The organism is Natranaerovirga pectinivora (assembly GCF_004342165.1).
Classification (GTDB): Bacteria; Bacillota; Clostridia; order Lachnospirales; family DSM-24629; genus Natranaerovirga; species Natranaerovirga pectinivora.
In genome coordinates this window covers 142,080-159,509 of the sequence record NZ_SMAL01000001.1, presented here as the reverse complement: position 1 = coordinate 159,509, position 17,430 = coordinate 142,080, and the positions used below count along the sequence as shown (strand labels likewise).

The following is a 17,430-nucleotide window of genomic DNA, read 5'->3' as shown; positions in this document are numbered from 1 at the left end:
TGCAAGCATATAACTTGTCTTATTCTAATTCCACTAACTACTATAATATAGTCTTTTAGCTTATTAATCAATAGACTTTTTAATTTTTTTATTATATATCTTTTTTAAAATAAATTCTATGGTTAATATTCTTCAGATTCAATTCCCCTTTTTCATCTGGTAAGTTAGGTAAGATTGTATTAAATTCATTAATCTTTTCATGTAACTGATCCCTTGTCCCTAATAAAACTCTAATATTACTTTTTACCAACGTATATTCTTCATCATCTTTAATAATAATTTCCTCAATGTTTATTTTATATGTACTTAATATCTGAATAATATTAAGTATATCATCAAATATTTTTTCATCTTTTACAGGTATTTGTTCATCCATACGTACATGATCGTAATTCAAACCATAAATAACGGGTATGTGCTCTAAGTTTTCATTTAGAGTCTCAACAATAATGCCTTCTCTGTCAAAATATAAGTACATACCCATTATTTCTATTGATCCAATCACTTTCTTTTCAAAGACTTCTACATGTATTTCTTGCCTACTATTTAGTTTAACATTAATTTTTTCAATTAAAGGTATATTATTAAAATCATTTTGATTTGATGACAAATAGTAAATTAAAGAATTGTTATGTGTGTTTAATCCAATAAGGTCAATAATTTGAGTTTCTGAATAATACGCATTCCCAAAAACATAAATGCTTTTTATAGCAAACATATTATTAAATACATAAACAATTATTATAACAGTTGTTGCGAAAAGCAATAAAGCTACTTTATTTATCTTTGAGTTGCTTTTCTTCAACGCTACTATATTACCCTTTATCTTTTGTTTTTTTTTCATTTAATCACCTGCTATATTTATCAAATCCATTGTAGCACCTAAAGACTTCAAATCTCCAACAACATCTTCATATCCTCTTAAAACGTGCTGAACATCCTTTATAATGCTTACACCCTCAGCACTTAAGGCTGCTATAATTAATGCAGCACCACCTCTTAAGTCTTTAGCAAATACTTCTGCACCATTTAATTTAGTAGGTCCTTTTATGATTGCTGATCTACCTTCAGTAATGATATTAGCCCCCATCTTCATTAGTTCACCAACGCTTTTAAATCTTGATTCGAATATGGTTTCAGTGATAACACTAGTGCCGTCACAATTGGTTAGCAAACTCATAAATTGAGATTGCATATCCGTTGGAAAACCAGGATAAGGCTGTGTTCTAATTAAATCTACGGCTTTCAATCTTTCTGGTGCCCTTAAATAAATAGAGTCGGAATATTCTCTTATATAGCATCCCATTTCTATTAATTTGGAAGTGGCTGAACTAAAGTGCTGATTGATTGTATTTTTTAGATGGATTTCTCCATTTGTTATAGCTGCTGCAGCCAAATACGTTCCTGCAACTATTCTATCGGGCATTATAGTAAATTCAACATCATGCAACTGAGAAACCCCTTTAATGATAATTTCATCAGTTCCTGCACCTTGAATATTACCACCCATTTTATTTAAGAAGCTCTGTAATTCTATAATTTCAGGTTCTTTAGCTGCATTAGATATATAGGTTTCCCCTTCTGATAATACAGCAGCTAACATAATATTTTCTGTAGCCCCAACACTTGGATAGTCCAAGTTGATTTTGTTTCCAATTATTTTTGAAGTTTTACATTCAATATAACCTGATTTTTCTACAACTTCTACATTCATTTTCTTTAATGCTTTTAAGTGTAAATCTATAGGCCTTGTTCCTATTGAACAACCACCTGGAAAAGATATTTTTACACTTTTCATCCTACCTAAAATAGATCCTAATAAAATAATTGATGATCGCATCTCGCGGACATACTTTTCAGGAATTATAGATGTATTAATATTTTTCGAGTCAATAATTAAAACATCGCCTTCCCATTGAACTTTACAGCCTACTTCTTTTAGAATCTTTATCATACACTCTACATCTAAAATCTTGGGACAGTTTTTTATTCTACTTGTTCCTCTATTTAAGACAACACCTGCTAACACAGGGAGAACTGCATTTTTGGCACCTTGAACTTTAATCTCGCCTTTTAATTGATTCCCACCAGCTATTCTAAAGTAGGAAGATTCGTTTTCCTTGTAAGGAACTAAGGCTTCCATTTAATGTACACCTCCGGCAAACAGTGAACTATATAATATTTTATTCAGCTTTGTAAAAGTTGTTACTGTCTACTGAAGCTAGAGAATGTACCATTTTACTTGTACTAATCCTTGTAATCGCCTTATAAACACTAGTGTACAAACTCTGAAAATTTTTATGCATAAATCCTTGATGCCTTCATATGTTTTGATACATTTAATACGATTCCTATTTCAACAAGTAAAAACAACAAAGATGATCCACCATAACTAATAAATGGTAACGGCATCCCTGTAGGTGGAATACTATTGGTTACAACAGCTATATTTATAATTACCTGTATTGCAATTTGAGTCATAACACCAACAACCAATAAAGACCCAAATAAATCTGAAGCTCTATGGGCAATGATCATACATCGCCATATTAATACCATAAATACAAAAATCAAAGAAATTGCACCAAATAAACCTAACTCTTCACAGACGATAGAAAAAATAATGTCATTATGTGCTTCGGGAATAAATCCCATTTTCTGCATACTTTGCCCCAGACCTCTTCCAAACAGTCCACCTGATCCAATAGCATATAAGGATTGTATTGTTTGAAATCCACCACCTTGAGGGTCCGCCCAAGGATTACGCCAAATAATAATCCTTGTCATTCTATACGAAAACAATGTTAAGAAAACACCTGCAGCAGCAGCTGCTGGTAGGGCAAGGGTCATAAAATGCCATATTTTAGGACTTGCAACAAATAAAATACCAATTGGTATGGCAGCAACTACTATTGCTGTACTTAAATTTTCCACAGCAATTAGAACTATTGGAGGAAAAATAAATACTAGATATTTAATAAATGCACCATAATTTTTCAACTGCTTAGCACCCTTTGAGATAATATGGGCCATAAATATAATCAGACAAAGCTTTGTTAATTCAGAAGGTTGAAATCCGCCTAAGGGCCCTAAACTCAACCATCTTTTTGCCCCATTAATTTCCTCACCAATTATTAATACTAACCCTAAAAATAGTAAAGAAGCTAAGTACAATATTAGAGAATAACTCTTAAGTCTGTGATAATTTACATTAGAAACAAAAATCATTGCTCCTACTCCAATAATAGCCCATAGCAATTGTCTTTTTAAGAAATGCATCTCATCACCAAAACGAATTCGTGAGTAATAAGCACTTGAACTATAAATCATAATGATCCCAAAAGCGACTAAAAAAATAACCACAATAAACAAAGTGAAATCTATTTGACCTAATGTATTTTTAACTGTTTTTTCTTTTGTTTTATTACTACCTTTATAGTGTTGTAAGTTACTTACATTTGAACTCATTAAAAATCACACTCCTAAGGAATCTTTTACAGCCTAGTTCTTACAACATATTCTTTAAAAAGGTTTCCTCTTGCCTCATAACTCTCAAACATATCCCAACTAGCACATGCTGGTGATAACAATACACAGTCACCTTGTTTTGCTAGAGATTTTGCCTTTCCTACTGCCTCTTCTAAATCATTTACAATTATTGTATTGTGGAAGTTATATTTTTTAGCTGTTCTATCAATTATATGTTTGGTTTCTCCAAATAATATTAAATGTTTTACTTTACCGTTAAAAGCTTTAATCCATTCATCAAATTCATTCTTTTTGTCCATTCCCCCAGCTATTAAAACAGTTGGTCGAATCATTGACTCAATTCCTTTAATTGCCGCATCAGGATTCGTTGCTTTAGAATCATTATAATAATTTACATCATTAATGGTAGTAACATATTCCGTTCTATGCTCTACCCCTGTAAATGCTTTTATAGCTTTGCTAATAAGTGGTGCTGGGATGCCCATATGTACAGAAATAGCCACTGCTGCCATAACATTTTCCACATTGTGTATGCCTAGTACTTTAAGATCGGTAACATGGCATATTGTATATACTGATCCATTTACAATAATATTGATAAAGTCATCATGTAGGTATACCCCTTCACCTAATCTAAATGTTTTACTAAAGAAAAACATTTTTGAAGGAATTGAATCTCTTACACCTCTAATATGTAAATCATCATAGTTTAATATTGTTACATCTTCTTTTGTCTGATTCAAAGTGATCCTTTTCTTAGATTCGATATAGTTTTCCATAGTCTTATGTCTATTTAGATGGTCTGGTGTAATATTTAATATGGCACTAATATCTGGTCTGAATTGTTCTATTGTTTCTAGTTGGAAACTGCTCACTTCTGCTACAACAACTGTATCTTTATTTGTCTCTAATACTACCTCTGAAAAAGGCAAGCCTATGTTGCCAACAACATAGACATCTTCAAAAAAAGCTTTCATGATGTCTCCAACTAATGTTGTTGTTGTCGTTTTTCCATTGGTACCTGTTATAGCAATTAATTTACCTTCATAGAATTTATAAGCTAACTCTAATTCACTCCAGATAGAAATGCCTTTTTGCCTAGCCATTGTAACAAAGGGCAAATCTGTTGGTACCCCTGGACTAATAACAACTAAATCTGTTTCATCTAGAATAGTGTAATCGAAGTCTCCAAAATGGAATGCTGCTTTATCCATTAAATCTACTATTTGATTCTCAAAATTTTCTTTTTCTTTTCCATCATAGGCCAATACATTAGCACCAATTCGATGCAACAATTTAATAGCTGAAATACCACTACGGGCTAATCCTATAACTAATACATTTTTATCTACTAAATTCACCATAATCCCCCCTTTTTTCTACAGTGCTAAAAGTCCAATAAGACATAATATAGCTGTTATAATACCAAATACAGAGACTATTTTGGTTTCTCTCCAGCCGCTTAATTCAAAATGATGGTGAATTGGAGCCATTTTGAATATCCTTTTTTTAGTTTTCTTAAAATACAATACTTGAAGCATTACTGAGGTTGTTTCAAGTACATAAATTAATCCTACAATCAATAAAAACAAAGGCATTTGTAACATATACGCTGTAGCTGCAACAAAACCTCCAAGAGCTAATGAACCAGTGTCCCCCATAAAAACACGAGCTGGATGAGAGTTAAACAATAAAAACCCAAGCAAACTACCAACAGCTGCACAAGTGATTGGTTCAATACCACTATTTACACCTATACTTACAACTGAAAAAAATGCAGCCACTAAAACAGTGATACTGGCAGCTAAGCCATCTAACCCATCTGTTAAATTCACACTGTTTACAGTCCCTATCATTACAAAAAATAGTACCGGTAAAAACCAAATGCCAAGAGATAATACTTGACCATTAGCAAAAGGAATAATCATACTTGTATCTACGTCTGTATAATTTAATAAATAGTATCCGAATATTGAAGTGACTAATATTTGACCAATAACTTTTTGCCAAGCTCTAAGACCTAATGATCTTTTCATTACAACTTTAATAAAATCATCTAAAAACCCTATTATACCAAAGCCTAATGTAACAAATAAGACAGGTATAATTTTAGGATAACTCCTAACATAAAAGAGAGATGTTATTAATATACTTGTAAGTATAATAATACCACCCATTGTAGGTGTTCCAGCTTTTTTTAAATGGGAACTAGGACCATCATCTCTAATATATTGACCAAATTTTAATCTTGATAAAAAAGGTATAACAATTGGACTCAAAAAAACATTAACACCAAATGCAATGAGAATTGGTGTTATAAAACTAAAATTCATTTATACTCACCTCTTTAATTTTTTCTATTGTATCTTCTAGTTTCATCCCCCTAGATGCTTTTACTAGAATTAAATCTTTATGTTTTAAGACGTCTTTCATGGCATCATTCAGACCATCTTTCGTTTTGTAATATAACAAATTCCCTTTATAACCATGGGCAAAAGCACCTTCATACATCCATCTTGAATCTTCACCAACACAAATAAGCATATCAATTGATTTACTTGCAATATATTTACCAACATCTTCATGGGCACCTTTTGAAAACGCTCCCATCTCAAACATATCACCAAGTATGGCTACTGACCTACCCTCTGTTTTTGAATGGTCAAGAATATCTATGGCTGCTTTCATAGAGTCTACACTTGCATTATAACTGTCATTAATTATTGTTATTCCATTCTCTAGCTTTACTATATTTAATCTCATTTTCTCATTTTCATATTGACTTATGCCTTTTTCAATTTCTTCTTTTATTAATGACAGTCTTTCCCCAATAATAATTGCACTTAAGGTATGGTATAACATATGCTTACCTAATGTATTGAGGTTTATATTATATGTTTCAGTTGGAGATTGGATGGTGGCTTTAACACCCTCCAACCCTAACGCTTCATAATTTTTTACGAAATATTCATTAGTTTTATTAAATCCAAAAAAAGTAATTTCTTGACTTACTTTGCCCTCTAAAGTTCTTAAAAATTCATCATCTCCATTTAATAACAATAGTCCATCTGGGGATAAATGGTTTATAATCTCACTTTTTGCTCTAAGAATACCTTCCTGGGAGCCTAAATTTTCAATATGAGAAAGACCAATATTGGTTATTACTGCATAATCTGGCAATGCAATTTCTCCAAGAAAATCGATTTCATTAAAATGGTTCATACCCATTTCCAAAATAGATATTTCAGTATCAACATCCATATCTAAAATGGTTAAAGGTAATCCAATATCATTATTGTAATTGCCTTTGGTTTTATGCACCTTAAATCTTGTGCTTAATACAGAAGCAATCATTTCTTTACAACTGGTTTTACCTACACTTCCAGTAATTCCTATAAAAGGAATTTCAAATGTGCTTCTATAGTATTTAGCCAACTTAACTAAAGCTTCTTGTGTATCTTTAACCAGTATTCCAGATACATTTGGAGGCATTTTCTCTTCATCAGATGTTAATGATATAAGGGCGCCATTATCCATGGCAGCCTTTATATAATCATGTCCATCAAAGTTTTCACCTTTTATAGGTATGAAAAGTTGACCTGGTATTATATTCCTACTATCTATAGAAACACCTTTAATTTTATCTCCATTTACTAATTCTTTTCTGATGATCTTGCCATCTAAAATTTCTACAATCTTTAAAATGTCTTGGCAGAACAATTATGACTCCCCCTGTATATAGTTCAATACAATTTCAACATCATTGAAATGTATTCTATTTTTTCCTATTTCTTGATAAGTTTCATGCCCTTTGCCTGCAATTAATACAACATCATTTTCCTCTGCCATTGTTAATGCAAACTCTATACCCTCTTGCCTATCTGTGATTTTAGTATAAGGACAATCTGTATCCATAATGCCTACTTCTATCTGATCAATAATATTCTCAGGTATTTCTGTTCTTGGATTATCTGAGGTTATTACCACAAAATCCGAGTAATCTGATGCAATTTTACCCATAATTGGTCTTTTACTACTATCACGGTCGCCACCACAACCAACCACCGTAATGACCCTTCCTACTGCAAATTCCTTAATTGACTTTAGTACATTTAACAATCCATCTGGTGAATGGGCATAGTCAACAATTGCACTATATCCTTTTTCACTAATAATATTTTGAAATCTGCCTCTAACGCCTTGAAATTTACCTATATGGTATATTATATCCTCAATAGGAACACCTCTAACATAAGAAGCTGCAATGGCTGCTAATGCATTGTAAACACTAAATTTTCCAGGCGTTTTATAATTTACCAAATAATCTTTACCCTCAAAAACCAAAGTAAAACTAACACCTTTTGAAGTAAGCTCAATTTCTTTTGCAAAAAAATCAGCTCCTTTTTTTTCGGTAGAGTATGTATATATTTTATCACAGGTACATTCTCTAATAATCTTATTAGATACATTGTCATCTATATTTATAACACCATTTTTGCATATTTTAAAGAGTTTTATTTTTGCATCTAAGTAATTCTCCATAGTTTTATGATAATCAAGATGATCTAAGGATAAATTTGTAAATATCCCAATATCATATTCAGTATTATATACACGATCTAAATCCAATGCATGGGATGACACTTCCATAACAACAGTGTCTACTTCACTGTCTCCCATATCACAAAATATTTTTTGTAAATCTAAGGACTCTGGAGTGGTTCTTGCTGATTCAATTATTCTATCTCCAATATGGCACTCAATGGTTCCTATTAGCCCAGTTTTTAAGCCATATTCTTTTAATATGTGATTTATCAAAAATACTGTAGTTGTTTTTCCATTGGTTCCAGTAACGCCGATTAATTTAATATTTTTTGATGGATGCCCATAAAAATTACTCGAAATCATTGCTAGTGCTTTTCTCGTATCCTTTACCCTAATAACTGTAATATCTTTATGGTTAATATCTACCATTTTTTCTACTACAATTACTCTTACACCATTTTTTATTACTTCATTAATATATTTATGGCCATCAACTTTTGTACCAACTATAGAAACAAATAAACTCTCATCCTTTGCAAACTTTGAATCATATAAAACATGTGTAATGTTCTCATCAACTGAACCTGTAATTACTTCATATTCAATACCTACTAATAAATCCACTAATTTCAATACAAACCCTGATATAAATCGCAATTTAGAAAGCAGTACATACTTTCTAACGAAAATCAGGTTTTCACCTGCCTTTCAATCTAATAAATTATCTCTTACGATTTATCGTTTGTATTTAACTTTGAACCATTAGTATACCCAAATTTTTACTTTTCTATAGTTAAGATCTTTAAATTTAAACCCTCAAAACAGTCAATTGATTCACTCTTTTTTCATGATAGGTGTTATAGAAAGCTCCTGATTCTAGGTTTAAAAGCTTAAATTTTATTTCATCTTATCATAATTTTTCTACTCTGCATAGAGTATAAGTTTACTATCTTTATTAATATACTCACCTGGTAGTGGAAATTGTTCTATAATATTTTCACCATTACCTAAAATCTCTAACTCAAAACTATATTCTTTTAATTCTGCTTTTGCTTCCTTTATGGTTTTTCCCATTAGATCAGGTACATTAACACCACCTACAGGAAACTGAGAAAAATCCATTTCTGTATAGCGGGGTTCAATTCCCATATAAGGAAGTATATTTTCAAATACTTCTTTTATTACTGGAGCACCTACTGTCCCCCCATAGTATATGCCTTCTGGCTCATCTACTAAAACCAAGGCAATTACCTGAGGATTATCTGCTGGCGCAAAACCAATAAAGGAAGAAATATATTTATTGCTTCTTCTTGGTAATTTTTCAGATGTTGCTGTCTTACCGCCTATTCTATAGCCTGGTAAATAAGTCCTTCTTCCTGTACCCTCTGATACTACAGATTCTAGCATCATACTCATGGTATTGGATACTTCACTGCTTATGGCATTTTTAGTTTTACTATAATCAAATTTTTCAATTGTTTGCCCTTGTGAGTTTACAACTTCTACACCTAGATGGGGCGTTACCAATTCCCCCCCATTAATAGCTGCTGAGGCAGCTCTAACAAGCTGTAATGGCGTTATTTGAAAAGATTGACCAAAAGACATTGTTGCCAATTCTACCGGACCAATATTATCTTTTTTATGCATAATAGCAACAGCTTCCCCTGGTAAATCAATTCCTGTTTTTTCAAACAGACCAAATTTTTCATAATATCCATAAAAAGTGTCAACACCCATTCTTGCAGCAATATCCATAAACACAGGATTACAAGAGTTTTGTACCCCTTGTAAAAAACTCTGCACACCGTGCCCTCTTGACTGATGACATCTTATTATTCTATCTTCAACAATCCTGTGACCAGGACAGCTAAAAGTATCATTTAGGTCTACTACCTTTTCCTCTAATGCCGCTGCTGCTGTTATAATTTTGAAAGTTGAGCCCGGTTCATAAGTATCGTTTATAGCATAATTTCTCCACATTTGATTAAGCAAGTTTTGTCTTTCTTCACTACTCACTTCACCTGGATCATAATACAACTTAAAAGGTTCATTTAAGTCAAAGTCAGGTATATTAACCATTGCATATATTTCACCGTTTTGAGGGTTCATAATTATAATGGATCCTCTTTTAGCATTTTTTCCCTTTAAAACTTTATCCAAGGCTTGTTCAGCATACTTTTGAATATTCACATCTAACGTTGTGATAAGGTGATTTCCATCTACCGGCTCTATACGCGCTTCAGCTGTATTTTCAATTTCTATTCCTCTGGCATCTGTTACCGTCAGTATTTTGCCTAGAATTCCTTTTAAATACTCTTCGTAAATGACTTCCAGACCAATAATCCCTTGGTTATCACTCCCTGTAAACCCTATTACGTGAGAAGCAAGATTACCATATGGATACCACCTTTTATAATCCTCATCTATTGCTACTCCAGGTAAATTATACTCTCTAATTCGATCTGCCACTTCTCGATCAACATTGGTTCGTATTCTCTCTAATGCTACTCTATTGTCAACTTTTTTTCTTACAAATTCATAGTCCATATCCAATTCTTGTGCGAGTATGGTTGCAACTCTTTCTGGGTCTTCTACTTGATTATGTATAACAGAAATTGTGTTTACAGGTTTATTTACAGCGATGGCAACACCATTTCTATCATAAATATATCCTCTTCTTGCCTTAATTGACCTTTCTCTACTATGAAGATCATCAGCTTTTCCTTGTAAGAATTCTGATTGGAATATCATTAGATATGCTAGCCTTCCCATTAAAGCAATGGTTAGAACCACTAGAACAAAATGCATAAAGACAAGTTTTCTTCTATTAAAAGTTTTATTTCTCACAATAAACAAACCCCATAAAAGCAATTTATACATTTTATTTTTGCTTTTATGAGGTTATGCATATTTCTTTTTATTGCATTGCTTTTTGGACAGCTATATTAAAATTTGAGAGCAACATATCTGCTGCTTCTTCTGAAGACATGGCCCCATCAGCGGATACAAAACTTTCAAAAACCTCGTTGTATGCTAATTTTACACCATAGTTCTCATAATAAAGATGTAATAAGAATGTGTCTGTACTTCTGCCTACTAAGTACCCTTCATATTGTAACCCTTCTAAACGATCTGCTTCTTTTAAAATTCTTTGAGCTTCATTATTTAGAGGTATTGATCTTGTTAGACCTTGTGTTAATACAGCCGATTCATTAGTGTACATAAAGTTTAAAAACTCCGCTGCTAATTCAGGTTGCTTAGAATTATTGCTAATGGCAAATGTGTGTTGTATTTTTTCAAAGACTCCTGAGTGTACTTGTCCAGTTTCTAATCTAAAGTAAGGGACTACTGCCACATTAGGATTAGCAGAAGGATCCATACTGCCTATAAAGAGGTCTATTTGAGAGTTCCACTTATATGCACCACCATATTCACCTGATATCCAACCTCTGTTTTCGTTGTCTTTATCTGTGGGGTCTATAACATATTTTGGTATTACATAATTGTCAAAAAGTGATTGAACAAAATCAAATCCATCTATTAATTCATCTCTAGTAAATGCAACTTCTTCATCCTCAAAGATATCTTTTCCGTACTTTTGAGACAAATAAGAAAAAGTCATTAGTGGCAAATCATCATAAAAATCTACGCTACCTAATGGGTAATAATACTCCCCTAACCTTTCTTGAAATATATGCCCTGCTTCCATTAACTCTTCCCAAGTTTCAGGAATTGGTATCCCTGCTTGTTCAAATGGTGTTTTATTAATAAAGAATACCTTTGATGCAAGACTTGTTACAATCCCTTGTTCATTCCCATTAATACTTAAAAAACTTTCTTCTGGCCACTCATTCAAATTTTTTAAGCTAGCCAAATTAAATAACCCTTCTCCTTCTGGTGATAATGAAGGATACCAATTATAATCTATCTGCATTAGATCAGGTTCTTCACCAACCATCATTTGTGCTACTAGTCTTTCAAAGTGATATTCCTCACCTGTAAATTCTGGTATAACTTTCACATGTGGGTTGGCTTCTTCAAATAATCTAATAATCTCAAGGGTTGCTCTATTTCGGTTATCCCCACCATACCAAGATACTCTTAAGGTTGTAAAATCCCCATTATCTCTTGGCATATTTATATAATGATTATAGCTAAATAATAGAATGATCATTATAAGTACTATGGCATATTTTTTTATTTTTTTATTCATTATTCTTCTCCTTCTATATATACTGCACTTTGTTTTTGTATTATAATAATACCCTTTCTTTATGAATTTAATATGAACAAAGTAATGAATGGACTTTTTTACCAATAAAGAGAAAGTACTTAAAATAGCATTCTAAGCACTTTCTCTCATATAGAATTATTCACTTTATTCAGTATCAATATTGGATTCACTAGGATAAATATTCATATATGGTAATACTTTTTCCATTATTTCTCTAAAAACACTTATTGCTAAGGAACTATTAGCACCTTCAATCTCTGGTTCATCTAAAATTACCAACGCAACGACCTCAGGACTTTCAAATGGCGCAAATCCAATAAAAGAGTAAATATATTTATCATTACCTCTTGGTAGTTTTTCTGCAGTTCCTGTCTTACCACCAATGTCATAACCTTCTATATAAGCTCTTCGACCCGTTCCATCTGCAACTGCATCAAGTAAGTACTCTTTTACCTGATCTGCTGTATCTCTTGATATGACTTTTCTAACCACTTTTTTATCTATTGATTTTATATTATACCCATTCTCATCTACAATTTGTTTTACAATATGAGGTTCTACTAACTCCCCACCGTTCAAAAATGCAGAAAAACCTGTGATAAGCTGAATAGGTGTAACATTAAATGATTGACCGAAAGTATTCGTTGCCAATTCAACAGGACCCATTCTGTTAACACTGTATAAAAGATTGCTTGCACTTGCCTCTCCTAGTAAATCAATATTTGTTCTTTCTCCAAATCCAAAGCCCCTTTGATACTGAACAAATATTTCTCTACCCATCATTTCACCTATTTCTACCAAACCTATATTGCAAGAATTTGCTAATACTTGAGATAAAGTTTGTTCTCCGTGTCCTTCTCTTCTCCAACAGTTAATCCTTGTTCCACGGACCATAATATGTCCATTGCATAAAAACATTTCATCCCCAGTTAATATACCTTCTTCTAATGCTGCTGCAATGGTCATTGGTTTAAAAGTAGAACCTGGCTCATATGTATCACTTATGGGGTTTAGCCTCCATAATCTTTGTAAATAATTCAATCTTTCTTCGCTAGATAGATTTTTAAGCCCTTCTTCTGTAAAATGGTCAACTAAACTCATTGGATGATTAGGATTATAATTAGGTTGACTTGCCATAGCCAATATTTCTCCACTATTTGGATCCATTACGATGACCATCGCATTTAATGTATCCACTCTATTGGTAAACTTCGTTAATGCTTGTTCAACAAAATGTTGGATGGTGTAGTCAATTGTTGTAATTATATTATTACCATTTTTAGGATTTCTTGTTTCTCTTTGAACATATAGCCCTTCATTTATTAATCCAAATTCTCTTCCTATTTCACCAGTTAATTCTTTATTATAGTATTCTTCCACACCCCATCTTCCAACATCACTACTATAAAACCCTAAAACATTTGAAGCCAAGTTATTAAATGGGTAATTCCTTATATATTCTTCTTCAAACCAAACGCCACGAAATAGGTTTGTCCCTCTTTTCTCTTCTAAATAACCATTGAATTCTTCTACATCTTCAAAAGAAATATGTTTTATTAATGGAACATAATGCCTTCCTCTGGGGTTATTAATATATTCTAATAATTCATCTTTATTAATTCCAAAATACTCATTAAGAATTTCTACCGTTGTCTCTTTAGAATTATCGTTGGATATGGCTAATACTTCTGGATCTAATATTAGATTAAAAACTTTTATACTAGATGCTAAAACCGTCCCGTTTCTATCAAGAATACTACCTCTTTTAAATTGTAGAATTCTATTATAGCTGGTTTGTTGAGCTAATACACTACGCTCATATTGATTACCATCGAAATGTTTAATGTATATTAATCTTCCAATTAATGTTAGAAAGATAAATACAAAAACAATGAAAATCCCCATTAAGTTTTTTTTCATTGTTCTAGTTATTTTTTTATTCATTATTTTTTATCACCAACCTTTAAACATAAAGCCCACAAGATTTGTTAGTTGATTTTGTTGCTGTTCTTCCATAGGCACTTGAGCAAATTGTTTCATATAACTCACTGATTCTTGATTATAAAAAATAACTTGTTCACCAGCTGGATGAATCATCCCCAATTCATTGGTTGCAATTACATAAATTTCATCTAAATCCCATTTTGGCATTGTATGACCAATAAGCATATCATTTTCATTCACAATTTGTTTGTACTGATTTTCTAATCTTACGATTAAATTTCTTTGGGATGATACAGATAGCTCCTTGCTTAAATAAAAGACACACATAAACAAAGTCATTAAAATAGTACAGGTTAATGTTATTTTGTAGCCAAGATAATTATTTCTCTTTCTTAATTTTCTCTTTTCTACAAATACATTACTGTGTTGTACTTTTTCCTCAACGACGTGTAATGGTCTAGCTAAATTACCATCTACATAATATTTTCTATTCTTTTCTCCTCTTCTAACCTCCACATTATCACCCACCACATTATTTTATACCCTCTCAAAAATTCTTAGCTTTGCACTTTTTGCCCTCGTATTAAATTCCATCTCATCTTCAGATGGTAAAATAGGTTTTCTAGTAATTACTTTTCCTTTGGATTTCTTATTACATACACATATAGGAAATTCTCTTGGACAAGTACAAGGATGCTCATTGTCTCTAAAAATGTTTTTTACAATTCGATCTTCTAGAGAATGAAACGTAATTATACAAATTCTTCCTTTTTCATTAAGTAAATCAACCATGGTATTTAGAGTTTCTTTTAAAACTTCCAACTCTTTATTTAATTCAATTCTTATTGCTTGAAATGTACGTTTGGCAGGATGTCCACTTGCATATCTTGCTTTTGCTGGCATAGATTTTTTTATTATCTCAACCAATTCTGTAGTCGTTTCTATCACACCATTTGTTCTTTCTTTAACAATGTTTCTCGCTATACTTTTAGCAAATCTTTCTTCCCCATAATCTTTAATAATTCTATATAATTTTTCTTCGTCGTAATCGTTAACGATATCTTTCGCTGTTTTGGGCTGATCTCTATCCATCCTCATATCTAAAGGGGCATCTGAGTTATAGGAAAATCCCCTTTCTATTCTATCTATTTGATGTGAGGAAACACCTAGGTCCAAAACAATTCCATCTACACCTTTAATGTTTTCTTTATTTAATACTTCTGCCATATACATAAAATTAGACTTATTAAGTGAAACAATAGATTTATATTCATTTAATCTAATAGTACTCGCCTTAATGGCTTCTTCATCTTGATCTAATCCAATTAATTTACCATTTTCATCTAATCTCTTACATATTTCAATAGCATGTCCACCGCCACCTAGCGTTCCATCTACATATATGCCTTCAGGTTTAATATTAAGACCTTCTATCGTTTCTTCTAATAATACAGATATATGTTTAAATTCCATAATTACCTCCTAGATACCTAAATCTGCCATTTGATCTGCAATATCATCCATATCGATGTCATCATCATTATTATATGTATTCCAATTATCTTTACTCCAAATTTCTATACGATTTGAAACACCAATAAGGATTACTTCTTTATCTAGACAAGCAAACTCTCTTAAATTATTAGGCACTAATATTCTTCCTTGTTTATCAACGGTACATTGATTGGCTCCTGCTAAAAAGAATCTAGTAAATTTTCTTGCGCCTTTATTAGCTACAGGTAAATTTTTTAATTTTTCTTCAAAAGCTTGCCATTCCTGTTCTGGATATATAAACAAACAATTATCTAGGCCTTTTGTTACAACAAAAGTATCCCCCAACATGTCTCTAAACTTTGAAGGGACTATCAATCTGCCTTTTTCATCAATTGTATGCTTATATTCTCCCATAAACATTGGCTTCACCTGCGCATTCCACATTTACCACTTTTTAACCCATTTACTACCACTCTCTACCACTTTGCACCACTTATAACCATATAATATATTATTTACTTCTAACTTGCAATAGAAAAATAAAAAAATAGATAGATTATCCTAAATCTATCTATCTATATTATAACAATTATTTAATTTGTCGAAAAAAGTCAAATAATTCAAGCACCCTATTTAATTTACTTCAATTATATCTAAAATGCTAATTAGCCCTTTCTAAAGGCATTATATATTTTTCAATTTCATTATCAAGCTCTATACTCACTTGATAAATTTCTTCATAACTGGCATTATCTTCAATAAGCTTATGGAGCTTTTTACGTAATACCTCAATATTATTTGTGTTGTTAATAAAATTCATCTAACTACCTCCAACAATAATCATTAACAGTTAGGTGTTATAGCTTTTTTTCCTCATAAATACAATAAATACTAATGCAAGCGTAGCTGAAATCAATGCAATAACCTGAGAAATAGGGATGGCTGTACCGTATATTAATAGTTGATCTGTTCTTAAACCTTCAATCCAAAATCTTCCTAATGCATAGCCTAAAATGTAAAAAGCAAAAATTTCACCTGTAAATTTCTTTTTCTTCCTCCAATACAAAAGAAAAAGCAAAAGACCTATGTTCCAAAGGGATTCATATAAAAACGTAGGTTGTACTTGTAAATACTCAACACCATCTATTATTTTAATGGTATCCATTAATTCAAGTGGAATATAATTCACATCTGATTTCTTAATCATCATAGCAAATAAAGATTCCGTATAGCCTCCAAATGCTTCTCTGTTTACGAAATTCCCCCATCGCCCAATAGCTTGTCCAGCTAAAAGACCTAAAGAAGCAGTATCAGCTAATACAAAAAAGGACAATTTTTTCTTTTTTGTATAAATCACCAATGTGATAATGGACGCAATAATTACGCCATAGATTGCAAGCCCTCCCTCTCTTAATGAAAATATTTTTGACAAATTATGTCTGTATTCTTCCCAAGAAAAAATAACATAATATAATCTTGCCCCAATAACAGAAGCGATAAGTGCATACATTAAAAAATCAATATATATATTTGGATCTTGATTGGTTCTTTTAGCTTCATTTTGTGCTATTAGTAAACCTGCTAAAATGCCCATAGCTATAATCAACCCATACCAATACACTGTAACGCCAAACAAATCAAAAACTTGAGGATTCAAATTTTTAATATCTATTCCTAAATGGGGAAATATAATATCCGAAGCATTCATTAATATTCCTCCTTTT

At 31.8% G+C, this 17,430-nt stretch carries 15 protein-coding genes; all 15 read right to left on the bottom strand.

The genetic code is table 11. From position 1 onward, the window contains the following. Positions 1-91 precede the first annotated feature (91 nt). The 15 genes from EDC18_RS00765 to lgt all read right to left on the bottom strand — a co-directional run bounded on the left by EDC18_RS00765 (position 92) and on the right by lgt (position 17,414). Positions 92-844 carry a cell division protein FtsQ/DivIB gene (locus EDC18_RS00765; RefSeq protein WP_132249266.1) on the bottom strand — a complete coding sequence of 251 codons (753 nt, stop codon included), beginning with the start codon at positions 842-844 and terminating at the stop codon, positions 92-94. Next, complete coding sequence (gene murA, locus EDC18_RS00760; RefSeq protein WP_132249264.1) at positions 845-2,143, bottom strand: UDP-N-acetylglucosamine 1-carboxyvinyltransferase; 1,299 nt, start codon at positions 2,141-2,143, stop codon at positions 845-847. 155 nt (positions 2,144-2,298) lie between these two features. Next, on the bottom strand, positions 2,299-3,468 hold the full coding sequence (gene ftsW / locus EDC18_RS00755) for a putative lipid II flippase FtsW (protein ID WP_132249262.1): 1,170 nt from the start codon (positions 3,466-3,468) through the stop codon (positions 2,299-2,301). Between the two features lie 26 nt (positions 3,469-3,494). Continuing rightward, entirely contained in the window at positions 3,495-4,853 is a 1,359-nt protein-coding gene (gene murD, locus EDC18_RS00750; protein ID WP_341472690.1) for a UDP-N-acetylmuramoyl-L-alanine--D-glutamate ligase, read from the bottom strand. 15 nt (positions 4,854-4,868) lie between these two features. Continuing rightward, on the bottom strand, positions 4,869-5,822 hold the full coding sequence (gene mraY / locus EDC18_RS00745) for a phospho-N-acetylmuramoyl-pentapeptide-transferase (RefSeq protein ID WP_132249260.1): 954 nt from the start codon (positions 5,820-5,822) through the stop codon (positions 4,869-4,871). After that, positions 5,812-7,209: a UDP-N-acetylmuramoyl-tripeptide--D-alanyl-D-alanine ligase gene (locus tag EDC18_RS00740; protein WP_132249258.1), complete on the bottom strand. Its 1,398-nt coding sequence runs from the start codon at positions 7,207-7,209 to the stop codon at positions 5,812-5,814. Before EDC18_RS00740 ends, mraY begins: the two co-directional genes overlap by 11 nt. Beyond that, positions 7,210-8,658, bottom strand: a complete 1,449-nt coding sequence (locus EDC18_RS00735; RefSeq protein ID WP_341472698.1) for a UDP-N-acetylmuramoyl-L-alanyl-D-glutamate--2,6-diaminopimelate ligase — start codon at positions 8,656-8,658, stop codon at positions 7,210-7,212. It abuts the gene before it with no gap. A 297-nt stretch (positions 8,659-8,955) separates the two neighbouring features. Further along, the gene (locus EDC18_RS00730; RefSeq protein ID WP_207669147.1) at positions 8,956-10,884 is read right to left on the bottom strand and encodes a penicillin-binding transpeptidase domain-containing protein; all 1,929 of its coding nucleotides are present in this window, start codon (positions 10,882-10,884) and stop codon (positions 8,956-8,958) included. A 67-nt stretch (positions 10,885-10,951) separates the two neighbouring features. Then, on the bottom strand, positions 10,952-12,247 hold the full coding sequence (locus EDC18_RS00725) for an ABC transporter substrate-binding protein (RefSeq protein WP_132249254.1): 1,296 nt from the start codon (positions 12,245-12,247) through the stop codon (positions 10,952-10,954). A gap of 165 nt (positions 12,248-12,412) precedes the next feature. Then, a complete protein-coding gene (locus EDC18_RS00720; RefSeq protein WP_132249252.1) occupies positions 12,413-14,212 on the bottom strand; it encodes a peptidoglycan D,D-transpeptidase FtsI family protein in 1,800 nt (599 codons plus the stop codon). Positions 14,213-14,221: 9 nt separating this feature from the next. Beyond that, positions 14,222-14,728 carry a hypothetical protein gene (locus EDC18_RS00715; protein WP_132249250.1) on the bottom strand — a complete coding sequence of 169 codons (507 nt, stop codon included), beginning with the start codon at positions 14,726-14,728 and terminating at the stop codon, positions 14,222-14,224. A gap of 21 nt (positions 14,729-14,749) precedes the next feature. Beyond that, positions 14,750-15,685 (bottom strand): 16S rRNA (cytosine(1402)-N(4))-methyltransferase RsmH, encoded by a 936-nt coding sequence (gene rsmH, locus EDC18_RS00710; RefSeq protein WP_132249248.1) that lies wholly within the window; start codon positions 15,683-15,685, stop codon positions 14,750-14,752. Positions 15,686-15,694: 9 nt separating this feature from the next. Then, positions 15,695-16,126 (bottom strand): division/cell wall cluster transcriptional repressor MraZ, encoded by a 432-nt coding sequence (gene mraZ / locus EDC18_RS00705; RefSeq protein ID WP_132249246.1) that lies wholly within the window; start codon positions 16,124-16,126, stop codon positions 15,695-15,697. 241 nt (positions 16,127-16,367) lie between these two features. Beyond that, on the bottom strand, positions 16,368-16,526 hold the full coding sequence (locus EDC18_RS00700) for a Spo0E family sporulation regulatory protein-aspartic acid phosphatase (protein ID WP_132249244.1): 159 nt from the start codon (positions 16,524-16,526) through the stop codon (positions 16,368-16,370). 30 nt (positions 16,527-16,556) lie between these two features. Then, positions 16,557-17,414 (bottom strand): prolipoprotein diacylglyceryl transferase, encoded by an 858-nt coding sequence (gene lgt, locus EDC18_RS00695; protein WP_132249242.1) that lies wholly within the window; start codon positions 17,412-17,414, stop codon positions 16,557-16,559. Positions 17,415-17,430: the final 16 nt, after the last annotated feature.

Coding starts and splice junctions, on each gene's coding strand:
- EDC18_RS00765 (WP_132249266.1), bottom strand. CDS start 844: ATGAAAAAAAAACAAAAGATAAAGGGTAATATAGTAGCGTTGAAGAAA.
- murA (WP_132249264.1), bottom strand. CDS start 2,143: ATGGAAGCCTTAGTTCCTTACAAGGAAAACGAATCTTCCTACTTTAGA.
- ftsW (WP_132249262.1), bottom strand. CDS start 3,468: ATGAGTTCAAATGTAAGTAACTTACAACACTATAAAGGTAGTAATAAA.
- murD (WP_341472690.1), bottom strand. CDS start 4,853: ATGGTGAATTTAGTAGATAAAAATGTATTAGTTATAGGATTAGCCCGT.
- mraY (WP_132249260.1), bottom strand. CDS start 5,822: ATGAATTTTAGTTTTATAACACCAATTCTCATTGCATTTGGTGTTAAT.
- EDC18_RS00725 (WP_132249254.1), bottom strand. CDS start 12,247: ATGAATAAAAAAATAAAAAAATATGCCATAGTACTTATAATGATCATT.
- EDC18_RS00720 (WP_132249252.1), bottom strand. CDS start 14,212: ATGAATAAAAAAATAACTAGAACAATGAAAAAAAACTTAATGGGGATT.
- rsmH (WP_132249248.1), bottom strand. CDS start 15,685: ATGGAATTTAAACATATATCTGTATTATTAGAAGAAACGATAGAAGGT.
- mraZ (WP_132249246.1), bottom strand. CDS start 16,126: ATGTTTATGGGAGAATATAAGCATACAATTGATGAAAAAGGCAGATTG.
- EDC18_RS00700 (WP_132249244.1), bottom strand. CDS start 16,526: ATGAATTTTATTAACAACACAAATAATATTGAGGTATTACGTAAAAAG.
- lgt (WP_132249242.1), bottom strand. CDS start 17,414: ATGAATGCTTCGGATATTATATTTCCCCATTTAGGAATAGATATTAAA.